Raw genomic sequence first — 13,963 nt, 5'->3', positions numbered from 1 at the left:
GAACAGATCGTGCGCGCAGTTAGGCGGTGGCGCGCACGAAATGGATTTGGGCGGGCACACGGACCTCATCGCCCTCGACCATGTCTGAAAACCCGGCAATCAGTTTGGACCGAACAGCCGCACGGTGAGCATCGGTCAATGTGCCTTCTGCTTTTGCGGCGCCCATGCGCATACCGGCGGCCCCCACTGTAGTGTGCATCTTGCCCACATCAGCAGGCCCTCCGCGCGGGGTCAGGTGCAAATCCTGTGTGTCGATCTCGACCGACCATCCGGCGCCCGACAGCACCCGATTGATTTTGTCCGGGTCACTCAACGACATCGGCCCCGGCGCATCCGGATCAAAGCCCGGTCCGGGCCCAAAAACCTCACCCGCAATGCGCCCCGGCATGCTGAACCAAGGGTTTGCCTTGGGCGACCCCCAGCAGGCGAATGTCAAAACAGCGCCCGGTTTCAGTGCTGTGCGGATATGCGCAAAAGCCTGATCCGGGTCAGCGAAGAACATCACACCAAAGAGCGAAATTGCCGCGTCGAACCCCTCGCCGACAAACGGATAGCTCGCCGCATCGCCGATCAGAACGTCCACATTGTCGGGCGTACGGGCGATAGCGCGCTCAGCAAAGGGCGGAGCGATTTCGATTCCAGTAACGCGACCTGCCGATCCAACCGCCCCGGCGGCACGCAACAGAGAGATCCCCGCACCAGGACCAATGTCCAGGACCGACTGACCAGATCGCAATCCGGCCCGCGCCATAATCCCCTCTAACACCGGAGTATGGGCCGCATCGGTTTCCGCCTCGACCCGCAACCAGGGTTCAGCAATAGCTTTCCAATCCATGTGTTTCCTCCGGTCCCAGAATACTTGATCACAATCCCACGTCAGTCGAATGCAAGTTCGGTAATAGCTGTGTCTTGGTAGTGCGATCCGGGATACACGTCCATGATCTCGAAGGTGATCCACGACACCGCGCCGTACTCGGTCAAGGCCGATGTGCCCTGCCAATCGGGTGTGTCATCCATAGTGAAATGCGTCTGTTTGCCGTTTGAAAACTTTAGCCGCAATTCACGCACGCGGCTGTTGCGCGTGTAGGTCCTGGTCGACTTGGCATAGCCGTTGCGCAGGCTCCAGCGGTTGATCAGTACCGGCTCGTCAAAGACCAGGGTAAAAGCCTCGCCTATGCCCTGCCCTTTCGTGCCCTCGACCCACGCCGTGCGATGATCGCCGTCGGTGGCATTTCGCGGACCATAGCTGTTGCCGCTTTGCGACGACAAAACCGAGGTAAAGCATAGCTCAGCCCTGCGATTGACCGCGGTTATCCCGGTACAGTTGCGCAACGCCCAGCTGGGCGGCGGTGGGTCTTTTGGAGCGGGCGATTTCGCGACAGGTGACGCAGGGGTTGTCGCAACCGGAGCCTGCCCCTGACGCCGCAACCAGCCGCGTTCGATCGCCGCCAAACGCTGATGCTGAGGCGGGTGCGTGACCGAGCCCTCTGCTGGCAGTGTCGCCCAAAGCGACTGCGCCTCGGTTAGGTTCGCCCCCAAAGCCGCGAGTATGAAGCCTGCGTATTCGTCGGCCTCCAACTCGGTCGGCGGGCGCGACCCCTCGCCAGTGAGAGTATGACCCTGCAGGTGATGCCCCACCTCATGCGCCATGACGCCCAAAAGCTGCCAGCGCCCGTTTGGATTGGTTTCGTACTGTGCCAACCAATCAGGATTGAAAGCCAGATAGCGTTCACCGTCGATAATAATGGCAGCCGCATTTCCAACCTCGTCCGTCTCGACGACCTGGAAATTGGGCAGCAAACCCGACACCGCCAGGATGCTATTCACCACGTTCCAGACTTGCTGCACCGAAAAAGCGCTGGCGTCGCTGTAACGCGGCTTTTGCAGCGTGATCTCTTTGCAGCCCGAGACGGTGCAGGCCACTTGCGTGTTCGAGCCCTGATCTGCCCATCCGATGCCTGCGCCCAGCGCAAGCAGAAACGCCCCTGTGACAGCTCTGCGCAACATGTCCCCTCCACGTTCGATACCCGCCCAAGGTTAGGCGGAACATCACGAACCGGTAAAGGGCAACGGCAACAAATCCCGATTGGGCGTGGGGTTACAGACCCAATACGTCGACCATGTCATATTCACCGGGCGCCTTGCCTTGCCCCCAAAGCGCCGCCTTGAGCGCCCCGCGCGCAAAAATTGCACGGTCAGTGGCCATGTGGCGCAGCACAATGCGCTCGCCAGCGGCAGCAAATAGCACGTCATGCTCACCCACGATGTCACCGCCGCGAATGGCCTGAAAGCCGATGTCGCCCCGCTTGCGCGCACCGGTAATCCCGTCGCGGCCCCGATCCGACACATCGTTCAGATCAACGCCGCGCCCTTCGGCGGCGGCCTCGCCCAGCATCAACGCCGTACCCGAAGGCGCGTCAACCTTGTGGTGGTGATGCGCCTCGATCACTTCGATGTCGAAATCTTCGTCCAGCGCGGCGGCCACCTTCTTGGTCAGTTGCACCAACAGGTTCACGCCCAAGCTCATGTTCCCGGCCCGCACGATCACGGCATGGCGCGAGGCCGGTTCAAGCCGCGCGATCTGCTCATCCGACATGCCGGTGGTGCCGATCACATGGACACAGCGCGCCTGTGCAGCCAAAGCGGCAAATTCCAACGTCGCTTCGGGTGCGGTGAAGTCAATCACGGCCTGCGCGTGCGAAAACGCCTCTAGCGCGTCGTCCGTGACGGTGACGCCCACGGGTTGACCACCCATGGCCTCGCCCACATCACGTCCAACCCAGTCGTGGCCCTTACGCTCAACCGCGCCCACCAGTTTCGCCGCATTGCTGTCCAGCACGGTTTTCATCAGCATCTGACCCATGCGGCCCGATGCTCCTGTAATGACGATCCCTGGTGTGTGGGTCATGGCACGATTCCCTTTTTGTCAGCTCTTTGCGTCCTACCCGGTCCGGGGCCGCTTGGCAAAGCCCTCCTTTGTCCTTAAATCGGGGGTATGGCCAAGAACAAATTCCATGACGGGCCAGGCCCGTCCCAACGTCAGCTTCGCGTCGGTGAACTTATCCGCCGCACCTTGTCCGAGGTGCTGGCGCGTGGCGACGTGCATGATCCCGATCTAAACCGCATGTCGATCACAGTCGGCGAGGTGCGCACCTCTCCAGACCTCAAGATCGCGACTGCTTATGTACTGCCGCTCGGTGGTAAGGGGCAGGACGAGGTGCTCAAGCTGTTAGCCCGCAACAAGGGCGAGCTGCGCCGCATGATTGGCAAAAAGGTCGGATTGAAATTCTCGCCTGACCTGCGCTTCCGGCTGGACGAAACATTCGACCAGATGGACGACACCCGCCGATTGTTCGAACAGGACGCGGTGCGCCGCGATCTGGACGAGTGATCCGAGCGCTGCTGATTGGATTGGCCACTTTGGTGGCCACACCGGCGGCGGCGCTGGACTGTTGGGACATGTCCCATGACGGCAACCGGTATTCGATCTGCGAGGTCGACTTGACCACTGACGAGCTGCGCCTGTTCCTGCGGGATGATCAGGGCGAGGTGTTGGGGCAGTTCTCCGCCGTCGATTCCGAACTCCAGAACGAAGACAAACAACTGGCCTTCGCTATGAACGCGGGCATGTATCATTCTGATCGCTCGCCGGTTGGGCATTACGTCGAAGACGGCACCGAAGAGATGCGGGTTGTGTCCAATGCAGGCCCTGGAAACTTTGGCCTGCTGCCCAACGGGGTATTCTGCATCGAACCAGACAAGGCCCGCGTGTTAGAAACCCAGGCGTTCTTGAAAGCCAAACCAGGTTGCCGCTTTGCGACCCAATCCGGTCCAATGCTGGTGATCGAGGGCGCTCTGCACCCCCGGTTCCTGCCAGACAGCACCTCGCGCTATCTGCGCAATGGCGTGGGAACCAGCGCGGACGGCAAGCGTGCCTTCTTTGCCATCTCGCGTAACGCCGTTACTTTTCATCAGTTTGGCTCGTTGTTTCGCGATGTTCTCAAGACGCCCAACGCTCTCTATTTTGACGGCAATATTTCGCGGCTTTATGCGCCGCAGCTGAACCGGGCCGATGCAGGATTCTCCATGGGGCCAATCGTGGGCGTTGTTGCCCCACGCAATTGACCTTTTCAGCTGACACAAACCTGAAGGGCTGCGAGTTTGACAGGACGCGACCAATCCGTTAGGTCGCGCGCCTCAGACAAATTCGAGGGGCATCATGGCACGCAAACGCAAGGGTCGCGACATTTCCGGTTGGCTGGTGGTGGACAAGCCCGCGGGCATGACATCGACCGCCGTGGTCAACAAGGTCCGCTGGGCGATGGATGCCAAGAAAGCGGGCCATGCCGGCACCCTGGATCCCGATGCCACCGGCGTGCTGGCGGTTGCTCTGGGTGAAGCGACAAAAACCGTGCCCTACATCACCGACGCTTTGAAGGCATACACCTTCACCGTGCGCCTGGGACAGTCCACCAACACCGATGACGCAGAGGGCGAAGTGGTCGCCTCGTCCGATTCCCGCCCGACGGATGAAGAGATCAAGGAGGCCATGCAGCCCTTCCTTGGTGACATCATGCAGGTGCCGCCCAAGTTTTCGGCCGTAAAGATCGACGGGCAGCGCGCGTACAAACTCGCCCGCGATGGGGACGAGGATTTTGAACTGTCCGCCCGCCCCCTTTGGGTCGAAGAGTTGATCCTGGTGGATCGCCCCGACGCCGATCACGTGGTGCTGGAGATGACCTGCGGCAAAGGCGGTTATGTCCGCTCGATCGCTCGTGATCTGGGCGCGGCTTTGGGCTGTTACGGTCACGTCAAAGAGCTGCGCCGCATCTGGTCCGGCCCGTTCGAAGCACAAGACGGCATCCCCCTTGAGCAGATCAACGAATTGGCCAAAACACCCGCGCTGGACGAGTTCCTGCACCCCTTGGAGCAAGGGCTGGCCGAACTGCCCGAGCTGAAATGCACACCCGAAGGTGCCGCGCGCCTGCGCAACGGCAACCCCGGCATGGTGCTGGCATCCGACGTGGAATACGGGGACGAGGCCTGGGCCTCGCTCGACGGCCGAGCGGTTGCGGTCGGCATCTACAAATCAGGTGAATTGCACCCCAGCCGGGTCTTTGTTCAATCGAAATGAAGCCGGTGGCCTGTGCGATCGTGACGTGCTAGCCAACGGCCATGATCACGCGCACTCATACCAAGGGCGACGCGCCCTCGACCGCTGTTTATTCCGATTGCGGACGCTATCGCTACAGCCTGACGCGGATCTGGGATCCGTCAGGCGGCAAGGTGCTGTTCGTGATGCTGAACCCCTCGACCGCGACCGAGGTGCAGAACGACCCCACCGTGGAACGCTGCGAGCGTCGGGCGCGCGCCTTGGGATTTGGCGCCTTCCAGGTCACCAACATCTTTGCCTGGCGCGACACCGACCCCCGCAAGATGCGCGCCGCCGCTGATCCGGTTGGCCCCGAAAATGACACGACCATCCTGGCCGGTGTCGACTGGGCCGATCAGGTTGTCGCCGCCTGGGGCACCCATGGCGAGCATCTGGACCGTGGCCCTGCCGTTGAACAGCTGCTGCGCGGTACCCAAAACCCGGTGTTTCACCTTGGCCTGACCAAGGCCGGGCACCCGAAACATCCGCTTTACATCTCGTACTCACAGCAACCGGAACGCTGGTTTCCCGCCTGAATACGTTAACCATTTCCCCAATCCTGCTTTGACCGTGACCCGGCGCCGTGGCCTAATGCCGACAATGGGTGACGTGTGTGTGGAGTTCAAAATGTTGGCACTGGCAGGATTACTGGGCCTGATGGCAGCTGGTAGCGTCGTCTTTCTTTCAGATGAAACAACAAACGATGCCGAAGCATCCGACGACGCGGGCCTTGACGATTTGACCGCCGAAGACGACCCGACCCAGCCGGAAAACCAACTCTCCGATACGTCGGGAGAAGATACGGCAGATACCGACACTGCAGGGTCCGAGACTGGCGCGCTTCCCCCCGACCTGATTCTGGCAGGCAACGACACCGACGAAACGATCGACGGCGGAGACGGCAACGACCAGATCAATGGTTATGATGGTGACGACACGGTGTCTGGCGGGCTTGGTGACGACACCCTGCATGGATATGGCGGCGATGACCTTGTTCAAGGCGACGCGGACAATGACCTTCTGCACGGCGAATACGGCGAAGATACTCTGAGCGGCGGCAGCGGTGATGACGAGATGTACGGCCACTTCGGCTCGGATCAGATGCAGGGCGACGACGGCAACGACACGCTCTATGGCGGACAGGATACCGATTCACTGGACGGTGGTGACGGCGACGACGCGTTGCATGGCGGCTATGGTAACGACACGCTGGTCGGGGGCGCAGGCGAGGACACGTTGTTTGGCGGTCGCGACAATGACTTGATCATCGGGCAGGACGACGACGGATCGGCAAGTGGGCCGGATTACCTGAACGGTGGCGAAGGCAATGACACCATCGTGGCAGGTGAAGGCGACATCGTCACCGCCGGGTCCGGCGCAGATCAGATCATCCTTGGCGACTGGATCCTGGACGGAGAGGCCGCTAACATCGTGGACTTTGACCCCTCTCAGGATCGCCTGTTGATCAGTTGGGACTTGCAAGGTGATCCCGATCCGCAGATCGAGGTGCAGCCGGACCCGAACAACGCCAACCTCAACCGTGTAACGATCAACGGTGAAGAGATCGCGCTGCTGCGCGGCGACGCGCAGGTTCTGGCCTCGGACATCATGGTTGTGGACCAAAGCGAAGTGAGCGCTTTCAGCTTGGCCAGTTGATCTATTGGCTGCTCGGACATGGCAGGACCGTAACCCGGCCCTGCGCGCCACATCACAAACCTTTTGCCAATTCCCCAAAAACCACCTATATCCGCTCATCTGTCGGGGATTCGGTCATTTGGCTGGGTTTGCGACAGACATCTCCACGGGCCTGTGCTGGACGACATCCCGGCCTGCGCCATCCACTCTAACCTTGTAAAGGAGACCCCGATGTCGATTACTGCAGCTGAAAAAGCACGCGTCATGACTGAATTCGCAACCAAAGAAGGCGACACTGGTTCGCCCGAAGTTCAGGTTGCTGTTCTGAGCTCGCGTATTTCGACACTGACCGAACACTTCAAGACCCACAAAAAAGACAACCACGGCCGCCGTGGTCTGCTCAAGATGGTTGCTCAGCGCCGCAAACTGCTGGACTACCTGAAAGGCAAGGATGAGGCCCGTTATCAGGACCTGATCAAACGCCTGGGTCTGCGCCGCTAATCCAGCGCCGCACCAGAGGTTTCTAGGCCGTCGCCCTGCCGGGTGGCGGTCTTTTCTTTCTGGTATTGTTGTTGGCACCTTTTTTAGGCAAGCCGCATTGATCGATGAGAGCTTTCTTTCCCCCTTGTTTTGATGTAAGGGCGGCGTCATCTGAGACGTGGTGCACAGACCCTGGCACCGTGAAGGAAGATAACAAGGGTCGGCGGCAATGGGGCCGTCATGCAAACGGGAGACGTGGGAGGGCCCGCGAGTGCTCCCTTTTAGGATACGCTAGATGTTTAACGTAACAAAGAAATCCATGCAGTGGGGCGAAGAGACGCTTACACTGGAAACCGGCAAGGTTGCCCGTCAGGCCGACGGCTCGGTTATCGCCACTTTGGGCGAAACCAGCGTCATGGCCAACGTGACCTTTGCCCGTCAGCAAAAGCCCGGTCAGGACTTTTTCCCGCTGACCGTCCACTACCAAGAGAAATACTATGCCGCCGGTAAAGTTCCGGGTGGCTTCTTCAAGCGCGAGGCGCGCCCGACTGAAAAAGAGACGCTGACCGCGCGTCTGATCGACCGTCCGATCCGTCCGCTGTTTGTTCCCGGCTTCAAAAACGAAGTTCTGGTGATGTGCACCGTGCTGAGCCACGATCTGGTCAACGACCCGGACATGGTTGCGATGATCGCCGCCTCGGCTGCTCTGACCTTGTCGGGTGCTCCGTTCATGGGCCCGATCGCCGGTGCACGCGTTGGTTTTGAGGACGGTGAATACGTTCTGAACCCGACCGTTGATGACATGCAGGACCTGCGCCTGAATCCTGAGCAGCGTCTGGACCTGGTTGTTGCCGGCACCAAAGACGCCGTGATGATGGTTGAATCCGAAGCCTACGAGCTGACCGAAGCAGAGATGCTGGGTGCGGTGAAATTCGCGCACGAGCAGATCCAGCCGGTCATCGACCTGATCATCTCGCTGGCCGAAGAAGCCGCTAAAGAGCCGTTCGACTTCACACCTCCAGACTATTCGGACCTGTTCGCAGCTGTCAAAGCTGCTGGCGAAACCGAAATGCGCGCCGCATTCGCAATCAGCGACAAGCAAGAGCGCACCGCCGCTGTTGCTGCTGCCCGCGCCACCATCAAAGAAGCGCTGACCGAAGAGCAGCTGGACGATGCCAACCTTGGCTCCGCCCTGAAAAAGCTCGAAGCTGGCATTCTGCGTGGCGACGTTGTCAAAACCGGCAAGCGCATCGACGGTCGTGCGACCGACGAGATCCGCGACATCGTTTCGGAAACTGGCCTGCTGCCGCGTACGCACGGTTCGGCCCTGTTCACCCGTGGCGAGACCCAAGGTCTGGTTGTGACCACTCTGGGCACCGGCGACGATGAGCAGTTCATCGACGCGCTGCACGGCAACTTCAAATCGAACTTCCTGCTGCACTATAACTTCCCCCCCTATTCGGTTGGCGAAGTTGGTCGCGTGGGCCCTCCGGGTCGTCGTGAAGTTGGTCACGGTAAACTGGCATGGCGCGCCCTTCAGGCCGTTCTGCCCGCTGCCACCGATTTCCCCTACACCGTTCGCGTTGTGTCTGAGATCACCGAATCCAACGGCTCCAGCTCGATGGCGTCGGTCTGTGGTGGTTCGCTGTCCATGATGGACGCAGGCGTTCCGCTCAAAGCACCGGTTGCCGGTGTTGCGATGGGTCTGATCCTCGAAGAAGACGGCTCTTACGCGATCCTGTCCGACATCCTGGGTGACGAAGATCACCTGGGCGACATGGACTTTAAAGTGGCCGGTACCGAAGCAGGTATCACGTCGCTGCAAATGGACATCAAGATCGCAGGCATCACGCCCGAGATCATGGAAAAAGCTCTGGAGCAGGCCAAAGCAGGCCGCATCCACATCCTGGGTGAAATGTCCAAGGCACTGACCGAAGCGTCCGAGTTCTCGGTTCACGCTCCGCGCATCGAGACCATGCAGATCCCGACTGACAAGATTCGTGAAGTGATCGGTTCGGGCGGTAAAGTGATCCGCGAGATCGTCGAAGTGTCGGGCGCCAAGGTCGACATCAACGACGAAGGCATCATCAAGATCGCATCGCCCAACGGCGAAGCCATCAAAAAGGCCTATGAAATGATCCACTCGATCGTGGCAGAGCCCGAAGAAGGCGCGATCTACACCGGTAAAGTCGTCAAGATCGTCGACTTTGGTGCGTTCGTGAACTTCTTTGGCAAGCGCGACGGTCTGGTCCACGTGTCCCAAATCGAAAACCGCCGCCTGAACCACCCGTCAGATGTTCTGAAGGAAGGTCAGGAAGTGAAAGTCAAGCTGCTGGGCTTTGACGATCGCGGCAAGGTTCGCCTGTCGATGAAAATCGTTGATCAGGAAACCGGCGAAGAGATCGCTCCTGAGAAGAAAGAAAAGAAAGAAGACTAATCCTTAGTCCGATCCTTTCAGAAGGCCCCGACCCAGTGTCGGGGCCTTTTTCGTTTGTTCATGGCAAATTGTTACGTGGGGTTTCAGATGCTATGGCAATCATTGGCCTGCTAGCCTTTTGCCATGCAAGCCGATCCTCAGATTTCCCCGATCCGCTACACTGCCCGCTGCGCTGATGGCGTGGGCATCGCCTGCTATCGCTTTGCCAATCCCGGCGGGGTTCCGGTCATCGTGGTACATGGCACGTTTTCCAGCCACGAAGGATGCACCGGTCTTGCACGGCGTTTGGCCGATGATGGTCGGGACGTGTGGGCGATGGACTGGCGCGGGCGTGGTGGTAGCGAGGCGCCAGGCGCTCCCTTTGATTTCGACGCCGTCGCAAAGATGGACATTCCGGCAGTGCTTGATTTGGTTCGGGCGGAAACCGGAAAGCGCTCGGCCTTTTTCGTCACGCACTCTGGCGGCGGATTAGTTGTTGGCATGTGGGCCGCTCGAAATCCCGATCTGGCCAATGGCAGTGTCCGTGGCCTTGTCACCATGGCGGCCCAAGCGCATCAGGCAGCAGAACGTCCCGAGCACCGCCAACGCATTTCCGAAATGGCGAGATATCTGGAAACCATCAACGTCATTCCACCGCGCCAACTTGGCATTGGCTCTGAGCCGGAAAGCGCTCTTCTCATGCACCAATGGTGTCGCTGGAACCTGGAACGCACGTTTTTGGGGTCAGACGGCTTCGACTATCTGCCGGCACTGAAAGCGCTTCACTTTCCCTTGCTCTGCCTGATCGCGGGCGGCGATCACTTCATTGCCCCACGCGCGGGGTGCGAAAGTTTTGCCAACGCCTTTGGCAGCTTTGATCACACCGTTCGGGTCTGCGGCCTGAAACAAGGGTTCGCAGAAGACTATGAACACGGGCGTATTCTGGCATCGACCCCGGCACGCGCTGAAATCTGGCCCATGGTTGCGGATTGGGTCACGAAACGAGCCGAAATCGCATAAACTCGGGTGCAATAGCGGTCAAATCAACCAAAAACCAATCGCAGTCCCGGCCATCGCTTCCCAGTTCGGTGTCATCATCAACGCCGAAAAGGAACTTACCGATGACGACCTTCAAAACACTGACCCTGACCGCAGCCATGCTTGCCGCACCTGCCCTTGCGATGGCCAACTTCAACTTGGGTGATACCCTAGGCACAGAGGAGGCCGCCATTCGCGCCTTGCTCGAAGAGCAGGGGTATCAGGTGCAGGAAATTGAATTTGAAGACGACGAGATCGAGGTTGAAGTTCTCAAGGATGGTGTGGAAACTAAACTGGTGCTGAACCAGGCCGATGGTTCGGTGGTCGAAATCGAGATTGAGCAAGAGGACGACTGAGCGCGTCCCGGAATAGGAGCCATTTGAGGACATCAGGGAAAATCTGGTTGTGGCTTTTATTGGTGGTGCAGGCCCTCTGCGCCACCTTCTTCGTGGTCGATGGCATCATGGACTGGACCGGGATGCCTGAACCTCTGGGCTTTCGCCATGTTCACGCCTTTGAAATGGTTCTGAGCCTTGCACTGATCGCTGGAATTGTCGCGACCGCGATGCAGATTCGGACGCTCGACCAGCGAAAGGCGCATATGCAGCGTCAACTCGACATGGCCTCTGGTGCCTTCGAACAACTCATTCAGGATCAATTCGAGGAATGGAACCTCAGCAAGGCCGAACGCGAGGTCGCCATGCTGGCTCTCAAGGGGTTGTCGGTTGCCGACATTGCCGCCCTGCGCCAGACTAAGGACGGCACGATCAAGGCCCAATGCGCCGCCGTCTACCGCAAGGCCGGCGTGTCAGGGCGCATGCAGTTGCTCAGCTATTTTGTTGAAGACCTGATCGCCGAGCCTGTCTTGAGAGAACCCGGCCAAAACTGACGCTCTCAGCCTCGTGAGTGTCCACCCTCAGGCAAACTTGGGATTTATTCCTTTCCGGTTTTATTCATTCACCAGCGCAGAAAAATCTGTGATCAGACGTGACGGCTGTGCCCCTTTCAATCGCGCAGATGACGGGCAAATGGTCCTGTATCAACTGACTGAACAAAGGATCACCCGATGCGTCCCCGTCATCTTTTCGCCGCGACTGCCATGATGCTGTCGGCAACAACGCTGTCCGCCCAAACCTTGCCGGACGGATATTATGTCCAGGGTTTTTTGGGTTACAACCAACTGCAAGATACCAACCTGTCCGGCATTATCGGCGGCACGCCGCAGTCGGTATTGGGCGATTTCGACGGTGGCTATGGCATCGGTATCGCCGTGGGCCGCGAGATCCCGCAGTGGAGCAATTCCAACATCGGTACTCGTGTTGAGTTGGAACTATCTTATCGCAACAACGACGTAGACAGGCTTGACTTTACCGGCAATGGCGCGGGGAGTGAGGCCAACACCGGCGGCGATATCTCTTCGGCCTCGGTTTTTGCCAATGTCCTGTTCGATTTCAAGCAACAGGGCGCGTTTACCCCGTTCGTTGGCTTTGGTCTGGGCGCACAACGCACCAGCTATGATCTGGTTTATGGTTCGGGCGTGAGCATCCGCGACAGCGACACCAACTTTGCCGCACAGGCTATTGCCGGTGTCAGCTACGACTTTAACAGCAACACGGCGTTGACTGTCGATGCCCGGTATTCCCGCGCTTTTGACGTCGCAAGCAGCCGCCTGAGTGGGGCCGGGGCAAACACCGGCACAGTGTCGGATGATCTGGACAACTTCAGCCTTAATCTGGGCGTCCGGTTCAAGTTTTAAGTCAAAGAAGCGAACGCAGCCCCCACCCCAGTTTCGCTTTCCCCGCATGACCCGGCGCTGTATGCATCGGGTCATGCGATCTTTTATCATTCACATGTCCACCAGCACGGCACGACGTGCCAATGCCGACGCGTTGGTCGAGCAATTGCCAAATGCTGAGTTGAGCGAGGCTGTGAATGGGCGCGACCCAGTCGATATTGCCGATGTGCAATGCCATCCCGGAGATCTGTTCAAACCGCACTACCCCTTTGCCTTGCGACCAGCCGAAATTGGCGTGTTCCAAAGCCATCGCCGTATTTGGCGCAAGCTGGTCGAGGAAGATATCGACGTCGCCATCATCACCGAGGATGATTTGGCGATTGATCCAGACCGCTTTTCCCAAACGCTAGAGCTGCTGCGGGAACACGCCACGGTCGACAGCTACATTCGGCTGCCCGTAAAGCAGCGCGAAGCACCAGCGCAGGTCTTCGCAGAAAAGGGTGCGCAAAAACTGATGCTACCCAAGATCATCGGCCTGCAATGTATTTGCCAAGTGGTGGGGCGCGAAGCTGCTCGGCGGTTGTTGGCCGTGACAGAGCAGATCGACCGTCCCGTGGACACATTGTTGCAAATGCATTGGATCACAGGGCAGCCGGTCCACACCGTTCTGGGCACTGGCAACCGCGAGATTGCGGCGCAAATCGGCGGATCAACAATCCAGAAAAAAATACGCCCCAGCGGTAAGCTGGGGCGCGAATGGAAACGGGGTATCTATCGGGCGCAACTGGCGCTGCGCCCTCAAAAGCCCTGATTATTCAGGCGCTTTGGTTTTGCGCAGGTAGGGGAAGATTGTCTCGAACTCGCCAAACTTCGCCTTAGCATCTTCGTTGCTAACGGCCGGTGGGATGATCACATCTTCACCCGGAACCCAGTTGGCGGGTGTCGCGACACCTTTGCCCGACATCTGCAACCCGTCCAAAGCGCGCAAGATTTCGGCAAAGTTGCGGCCTACAGTCATCGGGTAAGTCATCGACAGTTTCAGCTGCTTGTCAGGGCCAATGATAAACACCGAGCGCACCGTGGCACTGTCGGCCGGGGTACGACCGTCGGGCATATATGCTTCGGCGGGCAGCATGTCGAATGCCTTGGATACGGCCAAGCCTTCGTCTGCGATAATCGGGAAACCGGCGGCGGCGTTGCCGTATTTTTCGATGTCGCCCTTCCATTTCTTGTGGTCTTCGACGCCGTCAACAGACACGCCGATCACTTTGGTGCCGCGTGCAGCCCATTCATCGGCCAACTGTGCCACAGCCGAAAACTCGGTGGTGCAGACAGGGGTGAAGTCTTTGGGGTGCGAGAACAGAATCGCCCAGCTGTCGCCGACCCAGTCGTGGAACTGAATGGTGCCCTGATCGGTTTCTGCGGTGAAATTCGGAACCGTATCGTTAATACGCAAACCCATGGTTCATCTCCTTTGATATGAAAATCCGGGGGGATCGTCCTGACT

General features: G+C 59.0%; 16 protein-coding genes. 12 read left to right on the top strand and 4 right to left on the bottom strand.

What is annotated here, in order from left to right:
* Positions 1-19 precede the first annotated feature (19 nt).
* The 3 genes from G6R15_RS15410 to dapB all read right to left on the bottom strand — a co-directional run bounded on the left by G6R15_RS15410 (position 20) and on the right by dapB (position 2,908).
* Positions 20-835, bottom strand: coding sequence for a class I SAM-dependent methyltransferase (locus G6R15_RS15410; RefSeq protein ID WP_164660845.1), 816 nt, complete (start codon positions 833-835; stop codon positions 20-22).
* Between the two features lie 41 nt (positions 836-876).
* Positions 877-2,007, bottom strand: coding sequence for a M48 family metalloprotease (locus tag G6R15_RS15405; protein WP_164660844.1), 1,131 nt, complete (start codon positions 2,005-2,007; stop codon positions 877-879).
* Positions 2,008-2,098: 91 nt separating this feature from the next.
* Complete coding sequence (gene dapB / locus G6R15_RS15400) at positions 2,099-2,908, bottom strand: 4-hydroxy-tetrahydrodipicolinate reductase (RefSeq protein WP_164660843.1); 810 nt, start codon at positions 2,906-2,908, stop codon at positions 2,099-2,101.
* 87 nt (positions 2,909-2,995) lie between these two features.
* On the opposite strand from dapB, the gene rbfA reads away from it, so the two are divergent.
* The 12 genes from rbfA (at position 2,996) to G6R15_RS15340 (ending at position 13,267) form a co-directional block, all read left to right on the top strand.
* Positions 2,996-3,391 carry a 30S ribosome-binding factor RbfA gene (rbfA, locus tag G6R15_RS15395; protein WP_164660842.1) on the top strand — a complete coding sequence of 132 codons (396 nt, stop codon included), beginning with the start codon at positions 2,996-2,998 and terminating at the stop codon, positions 3,389-3,391.
* Positions 3,388-4,125, top strand: coding sequence for a phosphodiester glycosidase family protein (locus tag G6R15_RS15390; RefSeq protein WP_240336779.1), 738 nt, complete (start codon positions 3,388-3,390; stop codon positions 4,123-4,125). Before rbfA ends, G6R15_RS15390 begins: the two co-directional genes overlap by 4 nt.
* A gap of 94 nt (positions 4,126-4,219) precedes the next feature.
* Positions 4,220-5,134, top strand: coding sequence for a tRNA pseudouridine(55) synthase TruB (gene truB, locus G6R15_RS15385; RefSeq protein WP_164660841.1), 915 nt, complete (start codon positions 4,220-4,222; stop codon positions 5,132-5,134).
* A gap of 41 nt (positions 5,135-5,175) precedes the next feature.
* Positions 5,176-5,688: a DUF1643 domain-containing protein gene (locus G6R15_RS15380; RefSeq protein WP_164660840.1), complete on the top strand. Its 513-nt coding sequence runs from the start codon at positions 5,176-5,178 to the stop codon at positions 5,686-5,688.
* A 64-nt stretch (positions 5,689-5,752) separates the two neighbouring features.
* Positions 5,753-6,808: a calcium-binding protein gene (locus G6R15_RS15375; protein ID WP_164660839.1), complete on the top strand. Its 1,056-nt coding sequence runs from the start codon at positions 5,753-5,755 to the stop codon at positions 6,806-6,808.
* A gap of 210 nt (positions 6,809-7,018) precedes the next feature.
* On the top strand, positions 7,019-7,288 hold the full coding sequence (rpsO, locus tag G6R15_RS15370; RefSeq protein WP_085796999.1) for a 30S ribosomal protein S15: 270 nt from the start codon (positions 7,019-7,021) through the stop codon (positions 7,286-7,288).
* Positions 7,289-7,562: 274 nt separating this feature from the next.
* Positions 7,563-9,704 carry a polyribonucleotide nucleotidyltransferase gene (gene pnp, locus G6R15_RS15365; RefSeq protein ID WP_164660838.1) on the top strand — a complete coding sequence of 714 codons (2,142 nt, stop codon included), beginning with the start codon at positions 7,563-7,565 and terminating at the stop codon, positions 9,702-9,704.
* A gap of 123 nt (positions 9,705-9,827) precedes the next feature.
* Positions 9,828-10,703 (top strand): alpha/beta hydrolase, encoded by an 876-nt coding sequence (locus tag G6R15_RS15360; protein WP_164660837.1) that lies wholly within the window; start codon positions 9,828-9,830, stop codon positions 10,701-10,703.
* A gap of 101 nt (positions 10,704-10,804) precedes the next feature.
* On the top strand, positions 10,805-11,077 hold the full coding sequence (locus G6R15_RS15355; protein WP_164660836.1) for a PepSY domain-containing protein: 273 nt from the start codon (positions 10,805-10,807) through the stop codon (positions 11,075-11,077).
* Between the two features lie 47 nt (positions 11,078-11,124).
* Complete coding sequence (locus tag G6R15_RS15350; RefSeq protein ID WP_164660835.1) at positions 11,125-11,610, top strand: LuxR C-terminal-related transcriptional regulator; 486 nt, start codon at positions 11,125-11,127, stop codon at positions 11,608-11,610.
* A gap of 177 nt (positions 11,611-11,787) precedes the next feature.
* A complete protein-coding gene (locus tag G6R15_RS15345; RefSeq protein WP_164660834.1) occupies positions 11,788-12,477 on the top strand; it encodes an outer membrane protein in 690 nt (229 codons plus the stop codon).
* A 73-nt stretch (positions 12,478-12,550) separates the two neighbouring features.
* The gene (locus G6R15_RS15340; RefSeq protein ID WP_164660833.1) at positions 12,551-13,267 is read left to right on the top strand and encodes a glycosyltransferase family 25 protein; all 717 of its coding nucleotides are present in this window, start codon (positions 12,551-12,553) and stop codon (positions 13,265-13,267) included.
* Here G6R15_RS15340 and G6R15_RS15335 read toward each other — a convergent pair whose 3' ends face one another.
* On the bottom strand, positions 13,268-13,918 hold the full coding sequence (locus G6R15_RS15335) for a peroxiredoxin (RefSeq protein WP_164660832.1): 651 nt from the start codon (positions 13,916-13,918) through the stop codon (positions 13,268-13,270).
* Positions 13,919-13,963 lie beyond the last annotated feature (45 nt).

The sequence above is a fragment of the Tropicibacter sp. Alg240-R139 genome, assembly GCF_900537075.1.
Taxonomy (GTDB): domain Bacteria; phylum Pseudomonadota; class Alphaproteobacteria; order Rhodobacterales; family Rhodobacteraceae; genus Falsiruegeria.
The sequence above is the reverse complement of the archived record's forward strand: the minus strand, read 5'-3'. Positions and strand labels throughout refer to the sequence as shown.

Excerpts from the sequence above, each read along its gene's own strand:
- G6R15_RS15410 (WP_164660845.1), bottom strand. The coding sequence starts at position 835 with ATGGATTGGAAAGCTATTGCTGAACCCTGGTTGCGGGTCGAGGCGGAA.
- G6R15_RS15375 (WP_164660839.1), top strand. The coding sequence starts at position 5,753 with ATGGGTGACGTGTGTGTGGAGTTCAAAATGTTGGCACTGGCAGGATTA.
- pnp (WP_164660838.1), top strand. The coding sequence starts at position 7,563 with ATGTTTAACGTAACAAAGAAATCCATGCAGTGGGGCGAAGAGACGCTT.
- rpsO (WP_085796999.1), top strand. The coding sequence starts at position 7,019 with ATGTCGATTACTGCAGCTGAAAAAGCACGCGTCATGACTGAATTCGCA.
- G6R15_RS15335 (WP_164660832.1), bottom strand. The coding sequence starts at position 13,918 with ATGGGTTTGCGTATTAACGATACGGTTCCGAATTTCACCGCAGAAACC.
- truB (WP_164660841.1), top strand. The coding sequence starts at position 4,220 with ATGGCACGCAAACGCAAGGGTCGCGACATTTCCGGTTGGCTGGTGGTG.
- G6R15_RS15405 (WP_164660844.1), bottom strand. The coding sequence starts at position 2,007 with ATGTTGCGCAGAGCTGTCACAGGGGCGTTTCTGCTTGCGCTGGGCGCA.
- G6R15_RS15340 (WP_164660833.1), top strand. The coding sequence starts at position 12,551 with ATGCGATCTTTTATCATTCACATGTCCACCAGCACGGCACGACGTGCC.
- G6R15_RS15380 (WP_164660840.1), top strand. The coding sequence starts at position 5,176 with ATGATCACGCGCACTCATACCAAGGGCGACGCGCCCTCGACCGCTGTT.
- G6R15_RS15355 (WP_164660836.1), top strand. The coding sequence starts at position 10,805 with ATGACGACCTTCAAAACACTGACCCTGACCGCAGCCATGCTTGCCGCA.
- rbfA (WP_164660842.1), top strand. The coding sequence starts at position 2,996 with ATGGCCAAGAACAAATTCCATGACGGGCCAGGCCCGTCCCAACGTCAG.
- G6R15_RS15345 (WP_164660834.1), top strand. The coding sequence starts at position 11,788 with ATGCGTCCCCGTCATCTTTTCGCCGCGACTGCCATGATGCTGTCGGCA.
- G6R15_RS15360 (WP_164660837.1), top strand. The coding sequence starts at position 9,828 with ATGCAAGCCGATCCTCAGATTTCCCCGATCCGCTACACTGCCCGCTGC.
- dapB (WP_164660843.1), bottom strand. The coding sequence starts at position 2,908 with ATGACCCACACACCAGGGATCGTCATTACAGGAGCATCGGGCCGCATG.